Below are 17412 nucleotides of genomic sequence, written 5' to 3' on the forward strand. Positions count from 1 at the left end.
AACCAATTAGTCTGTCTTTATTGTTGAAATAAACGATTAATCAACTATAAATCTTCACTGCACATACAAATAGCATGACTAGTTACTCTGTAGGAGCTGCCGCAGGCTCGGGCCGCGTTCGGACGATCTTTTGACCTTGCCTTTGAAAACCAAAATCAAAAGATCGCAGCCTGCGGCAGCTCCTACACGGCATCGGCGCCATTTTGAAAACAACAACAAAAAGGAAGGTCAACCATGCTTCAATCCCGTCACCTGCTCTCCGGCCTCGGACTGTCCCTGATGATCGCCACCCTCTCCGCCAACGCGGCCGGCCTCAGCGCCGAACACAAAGCTTTCGGCAAGACCAATGACGGCACGCCCGTCGAGCAATACATCCTGCGCAACAGCCACGGCATGCAGGCCACCGTCATCACCTACGGCGCGACCCTGCAATCGCTGAAAGTGGCGGACAAGCACGGCAAGTTCGACGACGTCGTGCTCGGCTTCGATGATGTACAGGGTTACCAGAAAGGCACCGCCTATTTCGGCGCGACCATCGGCCGTTTCGGCAATCGCCTCGCCGATGGTGCGTTCGAACTCGACGGCAAGCGCTATCAAGTGCCGCAGAACGACAAGACCAACGCACTGCACGGCGGCACATTGGGCTTCGACAAAAAAGTCTGGAAAGCGCAGGAAACCAAAGACAAGGATTCAGTCGGTGTGACCCTGACCTATCTGTCGGCGGACGGCGAAATGGGCTTCCCCGGCAACCTCACCACCGAAGTGACCTACCGCCTCACCGACAACAACGAACTGCGCATCGACTACAAGGCCAGCACCGACAAACCGACCGTGCTCAACCTGACCAACCACAGCTACTTCAACCTCGCCGGCGCCGGCAATGGCGACATCCTCAAACAGGTCGCCACCCTGCACGCCAGCCATTACACCCCGGTCACCGCCAAACTGATCCCGACCGGCGAACTGGCGCCCGTGGCCGGCACGCCGATGGACTTCAGCAAACCGACCGCGATCGGCACGCACATCAAGGCTGATCATCCGCAGTTGAAATTCGCTGAGCCGAAACAGGGTGGGTTTGATTTCAACTGGGCGCTGGATACCAAGGGCGATATCGGCAAAGTTGCGACTGAGGTGAGTGACCCGCATTCCGGTCGCGTGCTGCAGTTGTTCACGACGGAGCCGGGTGTGCAGTTCTATACCAGCAACTTCCTCGACGGCACCGTCAAGGGCAAGGGTGGCAAGGTCTATCCGCACTGGGGCGCGTTTACCCTGGAGACTCAGCATTATCCGGATTCACCGAATCAGCCGGACTTCCCGAGCACTCGGCTTGATCCGGGGCAGACTTACAGCCACAGCGTGGTGTTGAAGTTCTCCGCCAAATAACCTCCAAAGCTGATCGTTCCCACGCGCAGCAAAGGCACGCAGCCCGGGATGCTCCGCGTCCCTTGAGGCATTCCATTGTTGCGCGTGGGAACGATCAAATCACCAAGGAGATTACAGACCCACACGCTCCAATCCCTGGCGCATGCCTTGATCCGCCTGCTCGCACCACTGCTTGAGCGTCAGACTCGGCGGCAGATTGGCCTCCAGGGTTTTGTATTGTCCATCGTCCAATACCTCACCCTTGCGACCATGGGCCTCGTTCTTATCGCCGTCGCTCTTGTCCATCTGCCCTGGAATACCAGCAACAAACGCCACCATTTTATTGGCGTTCACCGTGCTTTCAGCTTTCAGGAAACCTTTGTCGACGCAATGGTTAATCAGCCCGGACATGTTGCGCCCAGTGTCGTACATCCCTTTCAACGTAGCGGCGTCCGGTCCTTCTGCGTGAGCAACATTGACGGTGCCGAGAGCGGCGGTCAGTGCGAGGATCAAAGCGATGTTCTTCATGTTTATTCCTTTAATGGATGAAGCCAGGTTGTTTACTTGCAGTATTCCTGAGGGCGAATGAAGAGCTCACCCTCACGGATTCAACTGACCACCGCTCCTTTCGGGCCACTGGCAATCAGCGCGGCCCCGCAGGCGGTTTTCATGCCGTCGAGCGCGATGGGGGTGCCATCAACGGTGTAAGTGCTGCTGCCTTCGGCAATCGGAAAAATGCCTTTGCACAGAGGACAGCTAACCTTGTGACCGACCCCGGCGATGGGCTTGCCGTTTAGGTCGGTTCGGGAGAAAGCTTCGAGGACTTTGCCACCGTGAGTGGTGGAGTCGCCCAAGCGAATGGTGTCTTTCATGTTGTCTTTCCTTCGACTACGAGGGTTGACTGCAGCCTCGATCAATTTCGCGTCTTTCGGCCACCAATGGCAGAGAGTTTTATCAGAGGCAGGTTGCGTTTAATCAACCTTCAAAAACGTGGCCTGCCCCTGATATATTTCATAAATTTTTAGGGACTAAAAAGTGGCTATTCGGCTGCAATTTTACCGAGAGTCAACCTACACGCGGAAGGCCTCATTTAAGCCAACCTCTTCATCCTCGTCCCCATCTTCAAGACACCTGAAATTTCTTCCATTGAGTGCTGTTTTAAATAGGGCGTACAGTTCTGCTGATTGGAAATTCACTTGGAGCCACAGGGATTCATCATCCCCATAAATGAGACGAGTATCGTAAGCCCCACTGCTATTCAACGAGTGATCCTTCAAATAAAGATCACCGTCGCCCGAGCGAACACAAGCACTACTAGCTTTAACAATGTCGATGACATGCTGAGCTGTAGAGTTGTCGTCAAACACCAATTTGTATTCATGACTCATGATTCGCGCGACCTCACTCGGACAGCAGGTATTTATCAGACAGACTACGCCTATTTAATCCAAAAACCGTAGCCCGTCTCCACCCGCGTCAAAAACCCATATACCGCAGTGATTATTCTCCTAAGAGACCGACCATCTTCTTATTAATAGCAACTAAATCTACATGTTTTTTGCTCGAGAAATTTTCGACTAGATCTTGTAGATGAATATGCTCTAGCCCATTGATCTCCATTTCGTACGAAGCACTGATCAAGAAAACCCCTAAGGCTCTTATCGTTCCTGGATCAGCGAGAATTGATATTTCGTCAAGCTTGATATTCTGATCACAATCGACTGCAGTACCATGAATGGAGAAGTCTCTTAGTCTTCTCATAACTTACCCCCCCTACACTCACGTTTTGCAAATATCAAAAATGGTGTGCCCTGAAGGGTTCTAGAAGAGTTATTGCGCCTTGATCCACGCGGAAATCATTTTCTTTATTTCATCCATCAAGGATAGATTTCCGAATATAACAAGCTCACATCCCGCTTCCTTGTCTTGATACGAGGAAAGCTCATCAACCTCCTCGTCTAATACTATTCTAAGAATCTGACCACTCACCTCATTTCTTACAGAAAAAATTGGATTTCCGTCCATGAACGGCGTGCCGTTTGAAAAGAATGTATTGTAATAAGGTGCTTTGAACACCGCTGTAATGCTTTGGCTTTTCTGAACTTCCACTCGGAAGAAATCATAAAAAATCCGTTCTAGCCGGAGATAGCAATCCTTATCACTTAGATATTCACCAGGCACTAAGCTCAACTCCTTCCTGATAACTCGACTATCAAAACATGTCTTCATCTAGAAATTTAATATCGGGGGCGCTCTAAGACCAAAAATTCAAGCCCGGATCATGACCGGATGATAGATTGCCGAATTAATCAGGGGTAGACTTCGCTTTATTAAACTCCAACAAATTAGCCTATCCATAAGAGGAGCGACACAATAGCTCCTCAGTTTTTGAGTAGGTCGCCGTAAAAAAACATATCATCAAATGAAAAAATCACTCTCGAACTCTTGGGGATTAGCAATATTGAATTTTCATCAGAAGGGTAAAAAAAATCACTCCAAGATTTTAAAAAAACTTCGCGCGGGACAATTCCTGCCGAGGATCGTCCCCAAAAAAACCATATAAAATCGGGAAAGCTCAGTCGTTCAACAAAGAATTCTAAAGGCTCGGACTCGCACTCAAAGTCCAAAGCAACTTTCTCGTGAAGCATGAAAGCATTATTATCCAGCTCCATTAAGTTTTTAACTGGAATGAACGTATCCCACAATCGTTGTGATTCCAGACTTTCAAATAACACGATCCTTTTTTTATCAATCTCAGATAACAAGCAGTCCAGAGCATTGAAACGCCAGGCGATCGGGTAGGCATCTTCGTCCATTTGATATCTTTTCTTACTCATGAAATATATGTCCTGCGCCGCCTGTTTTTTTACCTTGACTCCAATCCTTCCACTTCAAGTGCGGAAGGTTATTCTCTGGGGCGTTAATTGTATGTGATTCTTCGGGATGCTTTTCATATCCTTTTTTGTAAGGTGTCTCCGTGCAAGTTGGATAGTTATCCATTTTTCCTTTGGATGCCTTCAACAGCTCTTCTCCAGTCGCCTGATCTTTGACCCGGAAATTGGTTTTCCCGCCGTCCTTAATGCTCTCTGTGGCGGTTTTCCATTCTTTACTGCCTTTGTTAATAATAGGTAATTACTAGTATCTCCGACTTCATCCCCTGTCAGACCACGCTTAAAAAATCTTCAAAAACGTGGTCTGCCCCCGAGCAACTCCAATTTTGTTCAGTTGGATGGTTCACGGCGCCTAATTCACTTTAGAGTCTTTTTTTTGCTGCCTCGGCGATCATGTTGTCTTCATCTGTCGCAAGTAGCGCTAATAAATCTTTGGGTGTCTTCGGGTTGCATGCAATTCTATGTCTAACCATTTCGGACTTATCAGTTGCCAGCCTCTCAAAAGTACGTCTATTGATACGCCTCTTCATTGCAACATCCCAGCGAACATCTACGTCGTCGCTTAGTGAAAGTTTCTCGAGCACATCAGTAGAAATTGATCCGTTTGCAACAACCAGTCGTGAAAGCTCAGGGTATTTTGAGATAACCTCGAGCCACACTTCATCTGTCGCAACTTCATTTATCTTTGCGTTTTCTATCTCGTTTTCGCTTTCTGCATAACACTTAAAATCATCAGCGCTGCTAATCATTGGCTTACACCTCAAGCTTTTCGGCACTTCATGTTTTTCATTGACATTATTTTGCCTGTCGGGCCTTTGTGTTTTCCTGTCATGAAGTCTCCGTAAATATCTGCATCATGCTTATGCACTAGATCCGTACCTTGCTGCGCCATTACTTTCCAAGTGGAATCACCATGTGTTTCAGTATCAGCGGACCACCACAACTCCGACGTCGAATCTCGATAGTACTTAACATTTTTTCCATTAAGTTTTCCTTCACAAATCCTATCGTAGTTATTCACCTCCCACTTTTTCCTGCATGGGCATTTCGAGTTTTGATTAGGTTTGCTCGAAATCGGCTTTCTTCCCGCTGCCCCGGGAGCTTTATTGAGGCCAAGTGGGTCAACCCACTCGACAGGGTTAGGAGCGTAGGCAAAAAAGTTGATTCCACCTGCGAGAAGAATTGGATCTTTAGATACGAACCGCCCAACCCCCGGATCATAGTACCTATACCGGTTGTAATGCAGCCCCGTCTCATGATCGTGATACTGCCCCTGGAACCGTATCGGGTTCATCACGCCATGCTGCCGCGCCCATTCCGAACGCTGCTCCGTCACCTGCCCCCACGCCTTGTACTGCGCGGTCCACGCCATGTTGCCTTTGGAATCCGTCAATTCCTGCGGCGTGCCGAGGTGATCACACTGATACCAGGCCAACGCATCAAACGGTAATGCCGTTGCCTTGTGATTCCACACCGGGTCTTCATTGAGGCTGTATTCACCACTGTAATCCGGCAGCCTAATCAGATCGATCGGCGCGTGCCGCACAGCCTGTGCCACAGGGACAAAAGTCCCCGGTTCGAAGACGTAGTGTACCGTGCGACCCGGTTCGCCATCGCTCTGCGCCGGGCTGCTTTCCCAGGCGAGGTTGTCGCCATCCCAGCCGTACAAGGTGAAGCCGCAGCCGAGTTCGCGTTGTTTGCGCGCGTGTTCGTTTCTGTTCCAGAGAGAGCCTGCTTCAGGCCGCTGCTTGTAGTGCGCACGCGAGTTTTTGTGCAGGCGGCGTCCCAGTGCGTCGTAGGCAAAATCCACGCTCAGGCGCGAGTCTTCGAAATGCACCAGTCGATCAAACAGGTCCCAGCGCAGGTCGCTGCGTTGGCCGTTGTGCCAGCGCTGGATCTGGTTGCCGCGTTCGTCGTAGTCGTAGTGCGTGCCGGCGTATTCGCGCAGCAGGTTATCGACCAGTTTGCTGCGCGGTGGGGTCAAGTCCAGTGGTCGGCGAATCTCTGTCGCCTTGTCGTCGAGCAGGTTGCCGGCCGGGTCGAAGGCGAAGGTTTCCACGCCTTGACGCGTTGCGGCGCTGAGCAGTCGGCCGACGGGATCGTAGCGATAGGCGAGCGGCCCGCGACGGCTGTCATTGATGTCGGTCAGTTGGCCGGCGGCGTCGTAGGTGTACTCGCGTTTGAGCAGTGTGGATTTGTCGTCGCTGCGGCCCAGCAACTGTTCCTGTAAGCGGCCGGCCGGGTCCCAGCTTTGGGTTTGCAGCAGGTGGTTGCCTTGATGGCGGGCGACTTCGCGGTGCAGGTCGTTGCGTTCGTAGCCGATCAGCTCGTGCTCGTCCAAGCGCAGTCCGAGCAGGTGGCCGCTGCCGTACGTCAGCCAGCTGACGCGGTGGCCGTCGGGGCGCATGGTGGCGACTCGTTGGTTGAGAACGTCGTACTCGTGCTGCCAGATCGCGACGGTGGGCTTTTCCAGGCCGAGGTAATGCTGGTGCTCGCGCAGCAGATTGCCGGCCGGGTCATGGAACCATTGCAGGCGACTGTCGGCGTTGTCGGCCAGCACCAGGTTGCCGTTGCCGTCGTAGGCGAAGGTCTCGCTTTGCGACTGGTCGCCCAGGGTGGCACGACGTTCGGTCAAACGGCCCATCGGGTCGAAGTTCAGCGAGATGACGCGTTGGCCATTGATCGATTGGGCGAGGCGTCCGGTGAGTGGGTCGTACTGATAGCGCGTGCTGCGGCCGTCGAAACCGCGCTCTTCGAGCAGACGACCGACCGGGTCGTAGTGGAAGTGCGCGCGTTGTTCGTTTTCGTTTTCCAGTGCTGTTAGCCGTCCGAGACGGTCCCAGCGATAGCGCAGGGTTTGTTCGGCTGCGTCGATGCGTTCGGCGATCAAACCGGCGGCGCTGTAGCTCCAGGTGGTGCAGCGATCGAGAGCGTCGACATGCGCCAACAGCCTACCTTCGGCGTCGCGCTCAAAGCGTTCTTCGGTCTTGTCCGGGTGCTTGATCAGCACCAGTTGACCGGCCTTGTATTCGTACTCGGTGTCGTTCCCGGCGGCGTCGGTGAAGCAGATCATCTGCCCCAGTTCGTTGTACTCCCAGGCGCTGGTTTTGCCCGAGCAATCGACGTACTCGACCAGTTGCCCGGCGTCGTTGTAGTCGAGGGTTTTTTCGTTGCCGTTGGCGTCCTTGATCGCGGTGGGCTGGCCGGATTTGTTGTAGGCGTATTCGGTTTTGTTGCCCAGCGGATCCAGCGCTTCGACCAGATTGCCTTGGTCGTCATAGGCGCGCTGCCACTGACCGCCCTCCGCATCGCTGATCTTGATCAGCAGGTCCTGATCGTCGTAGGCGTAGTGCATCACCGTGTGATCGGCGCGGATGTGCTCGAGCAGGTTGCTGCGTTCATCGTAGCTGTAGCGATCGGTGCTGCCGTCGGCATTCACGCGGCGCACGATGTTTTTGGCCTCGTCGCGGAAGAACCATTCCGAACGCTCGTCGGCGTAACGAATGCGGTAGGTGTAGCCAAGGATGTCGTAATAGTGCCAGGTCTCGTTGCCGAGGGCATCGGTGACGTAGGTCAGACGAATGTTTTCGTCCCACTCCAGACGCGTGTCGAAGCTGCCGTCGTCGGCCCATTCGCGCACGGCTTTGGCCTTGGCGCTTGAACCGTCCCATTGCAGGTTCATGCCGCGCCCGGTGCGGTCGGTGTAGCGGGTGATCAGGTGATGCTCGAACTGATACGACCAGACTGCACCGTTCTCGTCCTGCGCCTGAATCAGGTCGCCATAGGCGTCGTACTGGTAAGCACAAAGTTGTCGTAGTGGGGCGCCGTCTACGATCTGCCAGAGGCCGATAAACCGGCCGTGCTCGTCGATCATCGTGCCGAGGTGCAAATGGACTTTGGTGAAATCGTTTTCCTGATAGGTGATCAGGTCGGAGAGCACCGAGTGTTCGCCGTGTCGATGCTCGTAATGCAGCATGACCCCGGCGCCGTTGCGCAGCGAAATGTTGCTCAGCACAAAGCGCTGGCCACGGCGGATGTAGGTTTCCTTGCGTTCGAAACCACGGCACAGCAAAAGCTGATCTTCGCTGTTGCGGACCAGGGTGATGTTTTCGATGGCGTCGTAGTGGAACAGGCCGACTTTTGGCAGTGGGTAGCTGTGGTCGCGGCCGTCGGCGCCGTAGAACGTCAGGCCATCGTCCACGCAATCAAAACGTGTGGTGAATTCGCTGATCCAGCGAGCGCCGAGTTCGCTCTGATCATAGGCGTCGAGGCGTGAGTTGTAGGTGCGCGTCCATTCGATCGGGAAGGGGCCGGGCAGGCTGAAATCGGTATGGCTGAGGCTTTCAGAGCCTATGGCGAAATTGATACTGCGCCCCGTGCTGGCGCAGGCGCAGTTTTTTTTCGGCTCGGGTGCGTGAGTCGCCGAAGCCTGTTGGCCGTTAGAGGCCAACTGCCCCTCGGATGCCGTACGCTTCGCCTGACCGGTCTTGTCCGGGTGGACCGCGGCGTTCTGCCCATGGGCATTACGCTTGCGCCACAAGGTCACGGCGCTGGAAAGGATCAGCAGCAACCAGCCGATCGAGTTCTGCACCGACTCATCGTCGAGCTTGCTCAACTGCGTGCGCAACTCCGGCCCCATCGCCCGCAGTTTTTTGGTTTCGTCGGAAACGGTTTTTTTGAAGTCATCGGGGACGAGGTTTTGCGCCACGCTGTTGGCCAGGCCTTTGCCTGCCGATTTCAGAGCACTGTTGGCAGCCCCAAAAACATTGCTGAACGAGGCCAGCGGATCATTCTTGAATTGATCGGCTGCGGCGCTCGCCTGGGCGCTGGCTGCATTCAGATCACCTTTGGCATCCAGATTGCCGAACGCCACCGCTTCGATGCCTATTGCAATCTGATCAATGATTTCTTCGCCGAGCTTGCCAGCGTCCGCCAAAATGCCCGGTAACTTGCCTTTGGCTTGCTCAACAAAATCATCAAGCGTGCCGATAATCGAGGCGTTCAGGTGACCGACCAGCACCTCGATCACGGAAGTGCTGAGCAACACCTTGCTGCTGGCCCTCATTTCCTGACGCACCAGAAACAGCGTCGGGCGCAGGGTCATCCGCGCCGCAGCCATCGACGGCGGCAATGGCAATACGCCAATCAGGTTGATGCCCAGGCTGGCCCACGCGAGCAAGTCGCGTTGCTTGGCATTCGACAGCGTGACGATGTCACCCAGCGCATCGACCAGCGCCATGATGTTGCCCACCACCGGCAAGAAGCCGGCGTAGTTCTTGATCCGGTCAAGCGTGACCACGCCGTCAGTGGCCGATTGCAGCCAGGCATCGAAGGTTGCCGCACTGCTGGCGACGTCCTGAATGTCGATGGCGTTCAGTGGAACGATGGCAACCTGAGGTTCACGTTTTACAGCAGCTACTTCATTAGTCATGACAGCATCTCACCCGCCAGCAGGCCCGGGGTTTTCAAGGAAGGTTTTGGCAGACTCGGTGCAGGCAGGCTCGGCAACTTGCCTGCCTTGCTCGCCGCCCCTAGAAGCCCCGACGCACTCGGCAACGCCGCACTCGCCAATTTCGGCAACCCGGCCGCGCCGCCCTGCACCACACCCTTTACCTGCTGCGCTGTTTGCATCGCACCTTGCGCCGTCTGCATCGCACTCATCCCTGTTTGCGCCATGTCCTTGCCCTTCTCCAACATGTCCCAGCTCTTGCTCGGCAAGACCTGCGCGACCATCGCCTGCACCTGACTCGGCACGTCTTCGGCCCCCGGCGGATTCAACGGCCATTCAGGCTTGCCGATGTAACTGCCATCGCTCCAGGTGTCTGCCGGATCCTTGCCGAACAGCACACGCGCCGGCCCCGGTGCAGCGCCGGCGACGCTGGCGAAACCCTTGCCGTCGAGCTTGCCCTTGATGCTTTTGCCCAGCGCATCGATGACTTCGTAATCGCCTTCCTTGATGCCCTGACGCCCGGCGTACTGGTTGATCAATTCCAGATTGCCCTTGCCCGGTTTCGGCGGTTCCGGGAATACCCCGGCAAGACTTTTCGCCCCGGTGTAGGCAAAGTTCGCCGCGTGCGCGGTGTACGGGCCGCTGGTGGCGTGGGTGATGCCGCCGGCGTTGTAGGTGGTGGCGCTGCCGCCGCCCTGGATCACCAGTTCGGTTTTCGCGGTGATGGTGATGCGGTCGGCGTTGGCGGTGATGTTGAGTTTGGCCAGCAGGTTGATGCTGTCCTTCAGCGCACGTACGTCGATGTCGCCGGAGGCCGCGACCAAGCGCCAGCCCATGCTTTGCACGAACAGGCGCATGCCGCGACTGGCGCTGGCCAGCAGGCGTTTGCCGATCGACAGGCTGGTGTGGCCGGTGCTGCTCAGGGCCAGGTGTTCGCCGGTGGCGATGTGGCTTGAGCGCGGTGTGGTCAGGGCGATGCCGGCCGGGCTGGCGAGGACCAGATGCGGTTCGGTGAACTCGGGGAATTCGTTGGCGGTGAGGTTGGCCGGGCCACTGCCGAGCACGCCTTGATGCTGGGCATGCAATGCCTTGGCGACGTCGTCCTGATCGCCAGCCTCCTGGGCCTGCAACTCTTTGGCTTGAACGGCGAAGCCATCCTGCTGATCGCTAGCCGTGGCGAGACGCTCGGCCGTTTCCGGCAGATCCTTGTGGTGTTTCGATTCGTTCGGACGTGGCTCGGTGGTGATCAACAGGCCGGCCGCCGCACGCACCGCACCGTGGCGGTCGGTTCGTAACTCAAAACCTTCACCGCGCGGCTGGCCACCGCTCGGGCGCGGATGGGTCAGGTAACCGAGGTTGATCGCACTCGCGCCGTGATCACTGCGCAGCGCAATGCTGATCTCGCTGGTGGTGTCGTCGATGCGTAATTCGTTGGCGCGGCTGCCCTTGTATTCCTTGCTCTTGACCGTGGCCAGGGTCTTGAAGTCCGGCAGCTTGTACGGCGGCAGATTGGCGCCGTGGTACAGGCAACCAGTGATCAGCGGCTGATCGGGATCGCCTTCGAGGAAGGTGATCAGCACTTCCATGCCGACCCGCGGAATGTTGATCGAACCAAAGGTCTCGGCAGCCCAGCTCGACGCGACGCGCATCCAGCAACTGGTCATGTCGTCGTGCTTGCCTTCGCGATCCCAGAAGAACTGCACTTTCACCCGGCCGTATTGGTCGCAGTAGATCTCTTCACCCTCGGGACCGCAAACCACGGCGCTTTGGGTGCCGAGGACTTTCGGTTTCGGGTGATCGAGCGGCGGACGGTACGGCACGTCCCACGGAATGGCGCTGAAGCGGTTGCGGTAGCCCTGGTGGAAATCGTCTTTGTTGTCGGTGGTGTCGCTGGTCACCGACTCTTCCAGTACCTGCGGCTGTTTGCCTTCGTGGAAGATTTCGGTGAGCAGCCAGAGGTCATTCCAGGTCGGATTGGCGTGGTCGGTCAGGGCGAGGAAATGTCCGCTGACGAGGATCGGCTGATCGCTGTTGCCCTCGGCCAGGCGATAGTCACTGCGGTGACGTTCGAGCGCGCGATTGGCCAGGTGTTTGCCGCGCTCGCGATCGACGAAACGACCCGGGTAATCGTAGTCTTCGAGGTCCGGTTGGGCGCTGCTTTTGGCGTCGCTTTCCAGCTCGATTTTCGGTTTGACGAAGTCGTAATCACGCCGCGTGGTGCGGCTGGTGCGGGTGGCCAGACGCAGGCCGAAGCGCTTGACCACCGGTTTGTCGGCCACCAGTCCGGAATCTTGCTGATAGGCCACGGGCGCGAGTTTCGGGAAAACCGTCTGGTCATCGCCGAAGGTCAGTTTGTGGCCGCTGGACGTGTGCTGGAAGTGGTAGTGGATACCCTCCTCTTCACACAGGCGCTGGATGAAATCCAGGTCCGATTCGTCGTACTGCACGCAGTAAATGCGCTCGGGATAAATCGCGCTGAGCTGGAAGTGGTAGTCGCTGGCGAGGATGCCGTGTTCTTCCAGTACCTGGCTGATGATCTGCTGCACGGTCATCTGCTGGAAAATGCGCTGGTTGACTCGATGCGCGAGGTACGCCAGTTGCGGGCGCAGGGAAATCTTGTAGCGGGTCAGGCGTTTGCCCGCCTCGCCTTGGGCGATGCTGTAGACCAACCCGTGAATGCCAGTGCCGGTTGGCGACAGCTGAAGAAACGCCAGTTTGTGCAGCACGCTTTCGAGGTTGATCGAAGCCTTTTCACTGACCAGTTCCAGCTCGAATTCGAACGGCGTGTTAAGGGCCTCACGACCGGTGAACGACAGCACCTGAAAGTCGCTGTCGATGCCATCGACGGTCAGATTGAAATGAGGCTGGTTGGCCGGTGAGAACATCCCTTGTTCCTCGCACAGTGCTGCGACGCGCAATAGCCCGGTGAGGGGCTATTGGCAAAAATTCTTAGAAGTGAATGCGCCCCAACCGGTCATGCCGGTCGGGGCGGTACAACCATCAGCCGTGGTTAAACGACTGGAGCACGCCAGTCATCGGAACCCGAAGTACCGGAAACTTCGTGGGTCCAGGTGATTTTACGGTAGGTGAACTGCACTTCTTCCAGGTGGGTGAAGTGCGCGTTGCCTGGGTCCTGGCAGTTGTGCATTTTGTTGTTGATGGCGACGATGATCGCGTCTTCCAGTTTGGTGGTGTAGTAGTGCTCTTGGGTGCCTTGAGCAGAAGTGCGGTACCACTGGATAACGATTTCGCTCATGCGCTCGCCGGAAGTCAGCGCCGCTTGCAGCAGTGGCGAAGCCTTGTCGTAGACCTTGGTGATCACCACTGGCTTGTGCACGCGCTGACCGGTTGGCTGACCGGATTGCGGGTCACGCGGGATGATCACGTCGTGGGTGAAAGCCTGCACCATGACCTGGTCTTCGTGGCCTTCCTGGTAGGTGTTGCCTACGGAGTCAGCGGTGAAAGCGCCTGCAGTGATCAGGCCTTGTTTTTCGCCGGTAACCGACATGTACGCTGGTGTTGCCATGGGGTGCTCTCCTTGCTTGAAAAGACATACCTCACAGGCACCATTGCCTGAAAGGATGGCCATGCGCCATCAACTTTCATGCCAGTTTTCATGCAACCCATACAGATCAAGGCCCCGAGTTCATCGACTGATTTTTTCCTGTGACTAAGCCAATGAAAAACAAGGGAAAGTGCGCAACTTCTTGCGCAGCGGTGTGCAAGAAGTTGCGCACTTGGCTGGAGGCCACGAGCTACGCGGTCTGCAGAGACTTACCCGGGTGAAAACAGGCGAGGCACTGCGCAACTTCTTGCGCACTTGCACGTGGATGGATAAAGAAGAGCGCTAGATCAAAAGATCGCAGCCTTCGGCAGCTCCTACATGGGAAACCGGTACCCATAAGGAAAGCGCTGCCGAAGGCCGCGATCTCTTTGCTTTTTGAACCCCTGAGCTATCCTGCTGCCCACTAAAAGGTATCGACACATTCAGCAAGGAGGTTTGCATGCGTACCCTCGAATTGGCCGGCGTCCAGGTTCCAGTCATCGGTCAGGGCACTTGGCGCATGGGCGAAGACCGCTCGGCGCATAAGCGTGAAGTGGCGGCGCTGCGCACGGGGATCGAGCTGGGCATGACCCTGATCGACACGGCAGAAATGTACGCCGAGGGCGGGGCCGAATCAGTCGTTGGTGAAGCCATTGCCGGCCTGCGCGATCAGGTGTTTCTGGTCAGCAAGGTCTACCCGCACAACGCCAGCCGCAAAGGCATTCCGCAGGCTTGCGAGCGCAGTCTGCGGCGGCTCGACACCGATTACATCGACCTCTACCTGTTGCATTGGCGCGGTCAGTATCCGCTGGAAGAAACCGTCGAAGCCTTTGAACGCCTGCGTGAAGACGGCAAGATCGGCCGTTGGGGCGTGTCGAATTTCGATGTCGATGATCTTGAAGAACTCTCCAGTTCTGCCTGCGCGACCAATCAGGTGCTTTACAACCTCGAAGAGCGCGGTATCGAATTCGATCTGCTGCCGTGGTGCCAACACCAGCGCCTGCCGCTGATGGCCTACTGTCCGATTGGCCAGGGCGGCGCGATGCTGGCTGAACCGGTGCTGAATGAAATTGCCGCTCGTCATGGTGTAACCCCCGCACAGGTTTCGCTGGCGTGGATTCTGCGTCAGGATGGTGTGATTGCGATTCCCAAGGCTGTGCGACCGGAGCACGTGCAACTCAATGCACAAGCCGCGCAACTGCAACTGGAGGCCGGGGATCTGGCGGCGCTGGACCAGGTGTTTCAAGCGCCACAACGCAAGCAGCGGCTGGCCATGGTTTGAGCCAGCGGCTGGCGAGGGCTTCGCGATGAGAAGCACTGATCAGTACGACCCGTTCAACCTGCAACGTTTTATCCAGGCTCAGGACCCGGTGTTCGAGCGCGTGCAACGCGAACTTGATGAGGGCCGTAAGCGCAGCCACTGGATGTGGTTTGTCTTTCCGCAGTTCGCGGGCCTGGGCGGCAGTGAAATGTCCCGGCGCTTCGCCATCGGTTCGGCCGAGGAAGCCCGGGCCTATCTGGCTCACGAACTGCTCGGCGCACGCCTGCGTACTTGCACGCAGCTAGTGCTAAAGGTTCAACAGCGCTCGATCGCGGAGATTTTCGGTCATCCCGATGACCTGAAATTTCATTCCTCGATGACGCTGTTCGCTCAGTTTTGCGCTGAAGACAGCGTGTTCCATCAGGCGTTGGAACGCTACTTCCACGGCATTCTCGACGAGTGGACGCTGCAACTGCTCGACTCAAAACAGGCCCAGTTGCCCCCCGATCAGGGTTGAGAAATCGTCATCGACAAACGGCAGAATCGCATCCGCCACCGGTTGCAGTTGCCGGGTGATGTAGTGGTCGTAGTCGATGGCCGCACGGCGCACTTCCAAAGGCTCCGGGCCGGCCAGGGTGATGACGTAGCTGATCCAGCCGCCATTCTGGTATTGCCGTGGTCGCCCGTGTTGCTCGTTGTAGTCATCGGCCAGCCGCGCCGCGCGCACGTGCGGCGGTACGTTGCGTTCGTAATCGTCGAGGGTGCGGCGCAGGCGTTTGCGGTAGACCAGGCGATCATCGAATTCACCGGCGAGGGTTTTGCGCACGTAGTCGCGCACGTAATCCTGATAGGGCTTGCGCTGGAAGATCCGCTCGTAGAGCTCCTGCTGAAATTGCCGGGCCAGCAGCGACCAGTCGGTGCGCACGGTTTCCAGGCCTTTGTAGACCATTTCATCGCTGCCGTCGGCACGGGTGACCAGACCGGCGTAGCGCTTTTTGCTGCCCTCCTCCGCGCCGCGAATGGTCGGCATCAGAAAGCGTTTGTAGTGAATTTCGAATTGCAGTTCGAGGGCGCTTTCCAGGCCATATTCATCGCGCACATGCGCGCGCCACCAATCGTTGACGTGCTTGACCAGCGCATGACCGATGCTCGCCGCCTCTTCCTGCCCGTGCGGACGACGCAACCAGACGAAGGTCGAGTCGGTGTCGCCATAGATCACCGCGTGGCCCTGCTCTTCGATCAGCTTGCGCGTACGCAGCATGATCTCGTGGCCGCGCAGGGTGATCGATGACGCCAGCCGCGTATCGAAGAAGCGGCAACCACTGGAACCGAGTACGCCGTAGAAAGCGTTCATGATGATTTTCAGCGCTTGCGACAACGGTGCGTTGTGCTCGCGCTTGGCGGTCTCCCGACCTTCGGCCACCCGCGAGACGATCGCCGGCAGGCAATGCCGGGTGCGCGAGAACCGCGCACCACGGAAACCCGGTACCGAGTCAGCGTCATCGGGGTGCTGCAAGCCTTCGATCAAGCCGACCGGGTCGATCAGAAAGGTGCGAATGATCGACGGATACAGGCTCTTGTAATCGAGCACCAGCACCGATTCGTACAAGCCCGGTTGCGAGTCCATGACAAAACCGCCGGGGCTTGCCTGCGGTGGATTGGTACCGAGATTCGGCGCGACAAAACCCTGTCGGTGCATCAACGGCATATACAAATGCGTGAATGCTGCCACCGAGCCGCCGCTGCGATCTGCCGGCAGTCCGGTGACACTGGCGCGTTCGAGCAAAAAGGTCAGCAGTTCGGTCTTGGCGAAGATCCGCGTAACCAGTTCGCAGTCCTTGAGGTTGTACTTGGCCAGCGCCGGTTTGTCCTCGGCGAACATGCGGTTGATTTCGTCCATGCGCTGGTACGGGTTGTCGATCGACTTGCCTTCGCCGAGCAGGGTCTGCGCGACGTTTTCCAGGCTGAACGAAGGAAAGCTCCAGGTTGCCGAACGCAGGGATTCGATGCCATCGATGATCAGCCGCCCCGCCGCCGAAGCGAAGTAGTGATTGCGACTGCCGTGTTCGCGCCACTGCATTTCTTCACCGCCACGGCCGATCTTCAGCGGCACACCGAGGCGCCGAGCGTGTTCGTGGAGGATGCGCAGGTCGAACTGCACGACGTTCCAGCCGATGATCGCATCGGGGTCGTGACGGGCGAACCAGTCGTTGAGCTTCTTCAGAATGACCGTGCGCGAGTCGCAATATTCAAGGTCGAAATCGACAATGCTGTCATCGCCGTTCGGCGCGCCAAGCATGTACACCTGACGTTCGCCGCAACCTTCGAGGGCGATCGAATACAACTCACCGGTTTCGGTGGTCTCGATGTCCAGCGAGACCAGTCGCAGTTTCGGTCGGTAATCGGGGTCGGGTTTGAGCTGGGCGTTGAGCAACACGCCGTCGGCATCGGGCGTGCCGCTGAACCGCACCGGCGCGGTGATAAAGCGCTCCATCAGGTAGCGTTCCGGCGGGCGCACGTCGGCTTCGAAGACATCGACCCCGTTGCGGTTGAGCGCGGTTTCCAGGCGCATCAATTGGCCGTGTTGCTGGCAATACAAACCCAGTACCGGACGATGCTCGAAATCCTGCAGGGCCAGCGGGCGCAGTTCTACATTCTTTTCATCGTGCAGCAGGCGTTCTGCCGCTGCGCGCTGCTCGGCAGGGATAAATGCCACCGACGGTTGATGCGGCAAGCGCACACGGCGCGGCCCGGCGTCGGTCGCCAGCCAGAACTCGACTTCGGTGCCGGCCGGTGTATCGCGCCAATGCCGGGTCAGGACGAAGCCCTGCGGTAAATCCACCACTGCAACCTCAGGAATTGAATCAGAGAGGCATTCTACGCGGCATTGCCTGGGATGACTCTG

At 56.8% G+C, this 17412-nt stretch carries 14 protein-coding genes; 3 read left to right on the forward strand and 11 right to left on the reverse strand.

The window, feature by feature from the left end:
* Positions 1-234 precede the first annotated feature (234 nt).
* On the forward strand, positions 235-1383 hold the full coding sequence (locus RMV17_RS19200) for an aldose epimerase family protein (RefSeq protein ID WP_311881708.1): 1149 nt from the start codon (positions 235-237) through the stop codon (positions 1381-1383).
* A 111-nt stretch (positions 1384-1494) separates the two neighbouring features.
* On the opposite strand, the gene RMV17_RS19205 is transcribed toward RMV17_RS19200, so the two are convergent.
* From RMV17_RS19205 to RMV17_RS19250, 10 genes are all read right to left on the reverse strand, one after another.
* Positions 1495-1890: a hypothetical protein gene (locus tag RMV17_RS19205; RefSeq protein ID WP_311881710.1), complete on the reverse strand. Its 396-nt coding sequence runs from the start codon at positions 1888-1890 to the stop codon at positions 1495-1497.
* Positions 1891-1970: 80 nt separating this feature from the next.
* Positions 1971-2234 carry a PAAR domain-containing protein gene (locus RMV17_RS19210; RefSeq protein ID WP_034154643.1) on the reverse strand — a complete coding sequence of 88 codons (264 nt, stop codon included), beginning with the start codon at positions 2232-2234 and terminating at the stop codon, positions 1971-1973.
* 198 nt (positions 2235-2432) lie between these two features.
* Positions 2433-2750, reverse strand: coding sequence for a hypothetical protein (locus tag RMV17_RS19215; protein WP_034154642.1), 318 nt, complete (start codon positions 2748-2750; stop codon positions 2433-2435).
* Between the two features lie 442 nt (positions 2751-3192).
* Positions 3193-3543 carry a hypothetical protein gene (locus tag RMV17_RS19220; RefSeq protein WP_034154640.1) on the reverse strand — a complete coding sequence of 117 codons (351 nt, stop codon included), beginning with the start codon at positions 3541-3543 and terminating at the stop codon, positions 3193-3195.
* Positions 3544-3743: 200 nt separating this feature from the next.
* Positions 3744-4178, reverse strand: a complete 435-nt coding sequence (locus RMV17_RS19225) for a hypothetical protein (RefSeq protein ID WP_146177945.1) — start codon at positions 4176-4178, stop codon at positions 3744-3746.
* A gap of 13 nt (positions 4179-4191) precedes the next feature.
* Complete coding sequence (locus RMV17_RS19230) at positions 4192-4383, reverse strand: hypothetical protein (protein WP_311881716.1); 192 nt, start codon at positions 4381-4383, stop codon at positions 4192-4194.
* Between the two features lie 232 nt (positions 4384-4615).
* Positions 4616-5002, reverse strand: a complete 387-nt coding sequence (locus tag RMV17_RS19235; protein ID WP_311881718.1) for a hypothetical protein — start codon at positions 5000-5002, stop codon at positions 4616-4618.
* An 11-nt stretch (positions 5003-5013) separates the two neighbouring features.
* Positions 5014-9684: an RHS repeat-associated core domain-containing protein gene (locus tag RMV17_RS19240; protein ID WP_311881720.1), complete on the reverse strand. Its 4671-nt coding sequence runs from the start codon at positions 9682-9684 to the stop codon at positions 5014-5016.
* Positions 9681-12587 (reverse strand): type VI secretion system tip protein TssI/VgrG, encoded by a 2907-nt coding sequence (locus RMV17_RS19245; RefSeq protein ID WP_311881722.1) that lies wholly within the window; start codon positions 12585-12587, stop codon positions 9681-9683. Before RMV17_RS19245 ends, RMV17_RS19240 begins: the two co-directional genes overlap by 4 nt.
* A gap of 125 nt (positions 12588-12712) precedes the next feature.
* Complete coding sequence (locus tag RMV17_RS19250) at positions 12713-13228, reverse strand: Hcp family type VI secretion system effector (RefSeq protein WP_007949952.1); 516 nt, start codon at positions 13226-13228, stop codon at positions 12713-12715.
* A 478-nt stretch (positions 13229-13706) separates the two neighbouring features.
* Here RMV17_RS19250 and RMV17_RS19255 point away from each other — a divergent pair, with 478 nt between their 5' ends.
* Entirely contained in the window at positions 13707-14528 is an 822-nt protein-coding gene (locus RMV17_RS19255; RefSeq protein WP_311881723.1) for an aldo/keto reductase, read from the forward strand.
* A 25-nt stretch (positions 14529-14553) separates the two neighbouring features.
* Positions 14554-15024 (forward strand): DUF1810 domain-containing protein, encoded by a 471-nt coding sequence (locus RMV17_RS19260; protein WP_034154634.1) that lies wholly within the window; start codon positions 14554-14556, stop codon positions 15022-15024.
* Here the strand turns inward: RMV17_RS19260 and RMV17_RS19265 are convergent.
* Positions 14989-17349: a DNA polymerase II gene (locus tag RMV17_RS19265; RefSeq protein ID WP_311881726.1), complete on the reverse strand. Its 2361-nt coding sequence runs from the start codon at positions 17347-17349 to the stop codon at positions 14989-14991. The two genes, RMV17_RS19260 and RMV17_RS19265, sit on opposite strands and share 36 nt — an antisense overlap.
* Positions 17350-17412: the final 63 nt, after the last annotated feature.

It is taken from the genome of Pseudomonas sp. VD-NE ins (assembly GCF_031882575.1).
Lineage (GTDB): Bacteria > Pseudomonadota > Gammaproteobacteria > Pseudomonadales > Pseudomonadaceae > Aquipseudomonas > Aquipseudomonas fluorescens_BZ.

What these genes read in the sequence shown, in the direction of transcription:
- RMV17_RS19235 (WP_311881718.1), bottom strand. Translation starts at nt 5,002, where the DNA reads ATGATTAGCAGCGCTGATGATTTTAAGTGTTATGCAGAAAGCGAAAAC.
- RMV17_RS19210 (WP_034154643.1), bottom strand. Translation starts at nt 2,234, where the DNA reads ATGAAAGACACCATTCGCTTGGGCGACTCCACCACTCACGGTGGCAAA.
- RMV17_RS19215 (WP_034154642.1), bottom strand. Translation starts at nt 2,750, where the DNA reads ATGAGTCATGAATACAAATTGGTGTTTGACGACAACTCTACAGCTCAG.
- RMV17_RS19250 (WP_007949952.1), bottom strand. Translation starts at nt 13,228, where the DNA reads ATGGCAACACCAGCGTACATGTCGGTTACCGGCGAAAAACAAGGCCTG.
- RMV17_RS19200 (WP_311881708.1), top strand. Translation starts at nt 235, where the DNA reads ATGCTTCAATCCCGTCACCTGCTCTCCGGCCTCGGACTGTCCCTGATG.
- RMV17_RS19225 (WP_146177945.1), bottom strand. Translation starts at nt 4,178, where the DNA reads ATGGACGAAGATGCCTACCCGATCGCCTGGCGTTTCAATGCTCTGGAC.
- RMV17_RS19205 (WP_311881710.1), bottom strand. Translation starts at nt 1,890, where the DNA reads ATGAAGAACATCGCTTTGATCCTCGCACTGACCGCCGCTCTCGGCACC.
- RMV17_RS19245 (WP_311881722.1), bottom strand. Translation starts at nt 12,587, where the DNA reads ATGTTCTCACCGGCCAACCAGCCTCATTTCAATCTGACCGTCGATGGC.
- RMV17_RS19255 (WP_311881723.1), top strand. Translation starts at nt 13,707, where the DNA reads ATGCGTACCCTCGAATTGGCCGGCGTCCAGGTTCCAGTCATCGGTCAG.
- RMV17_RS19260 (WP_034154634.1), top strand. Translation starts at nt 14,554, where the DNA reads ATGAGAAGCACTGATCAGTACGACCCGTTCAACCTGCAACGTTTTATC.
- RMV17_RS19240 (WP_311881720.1), bottom strand. Translation starts at nt 9,684, where the DNA reads ATGACTAATGAAGTAGCTGCTGTAAAACGTGAACCTCAGGTTGCCATC.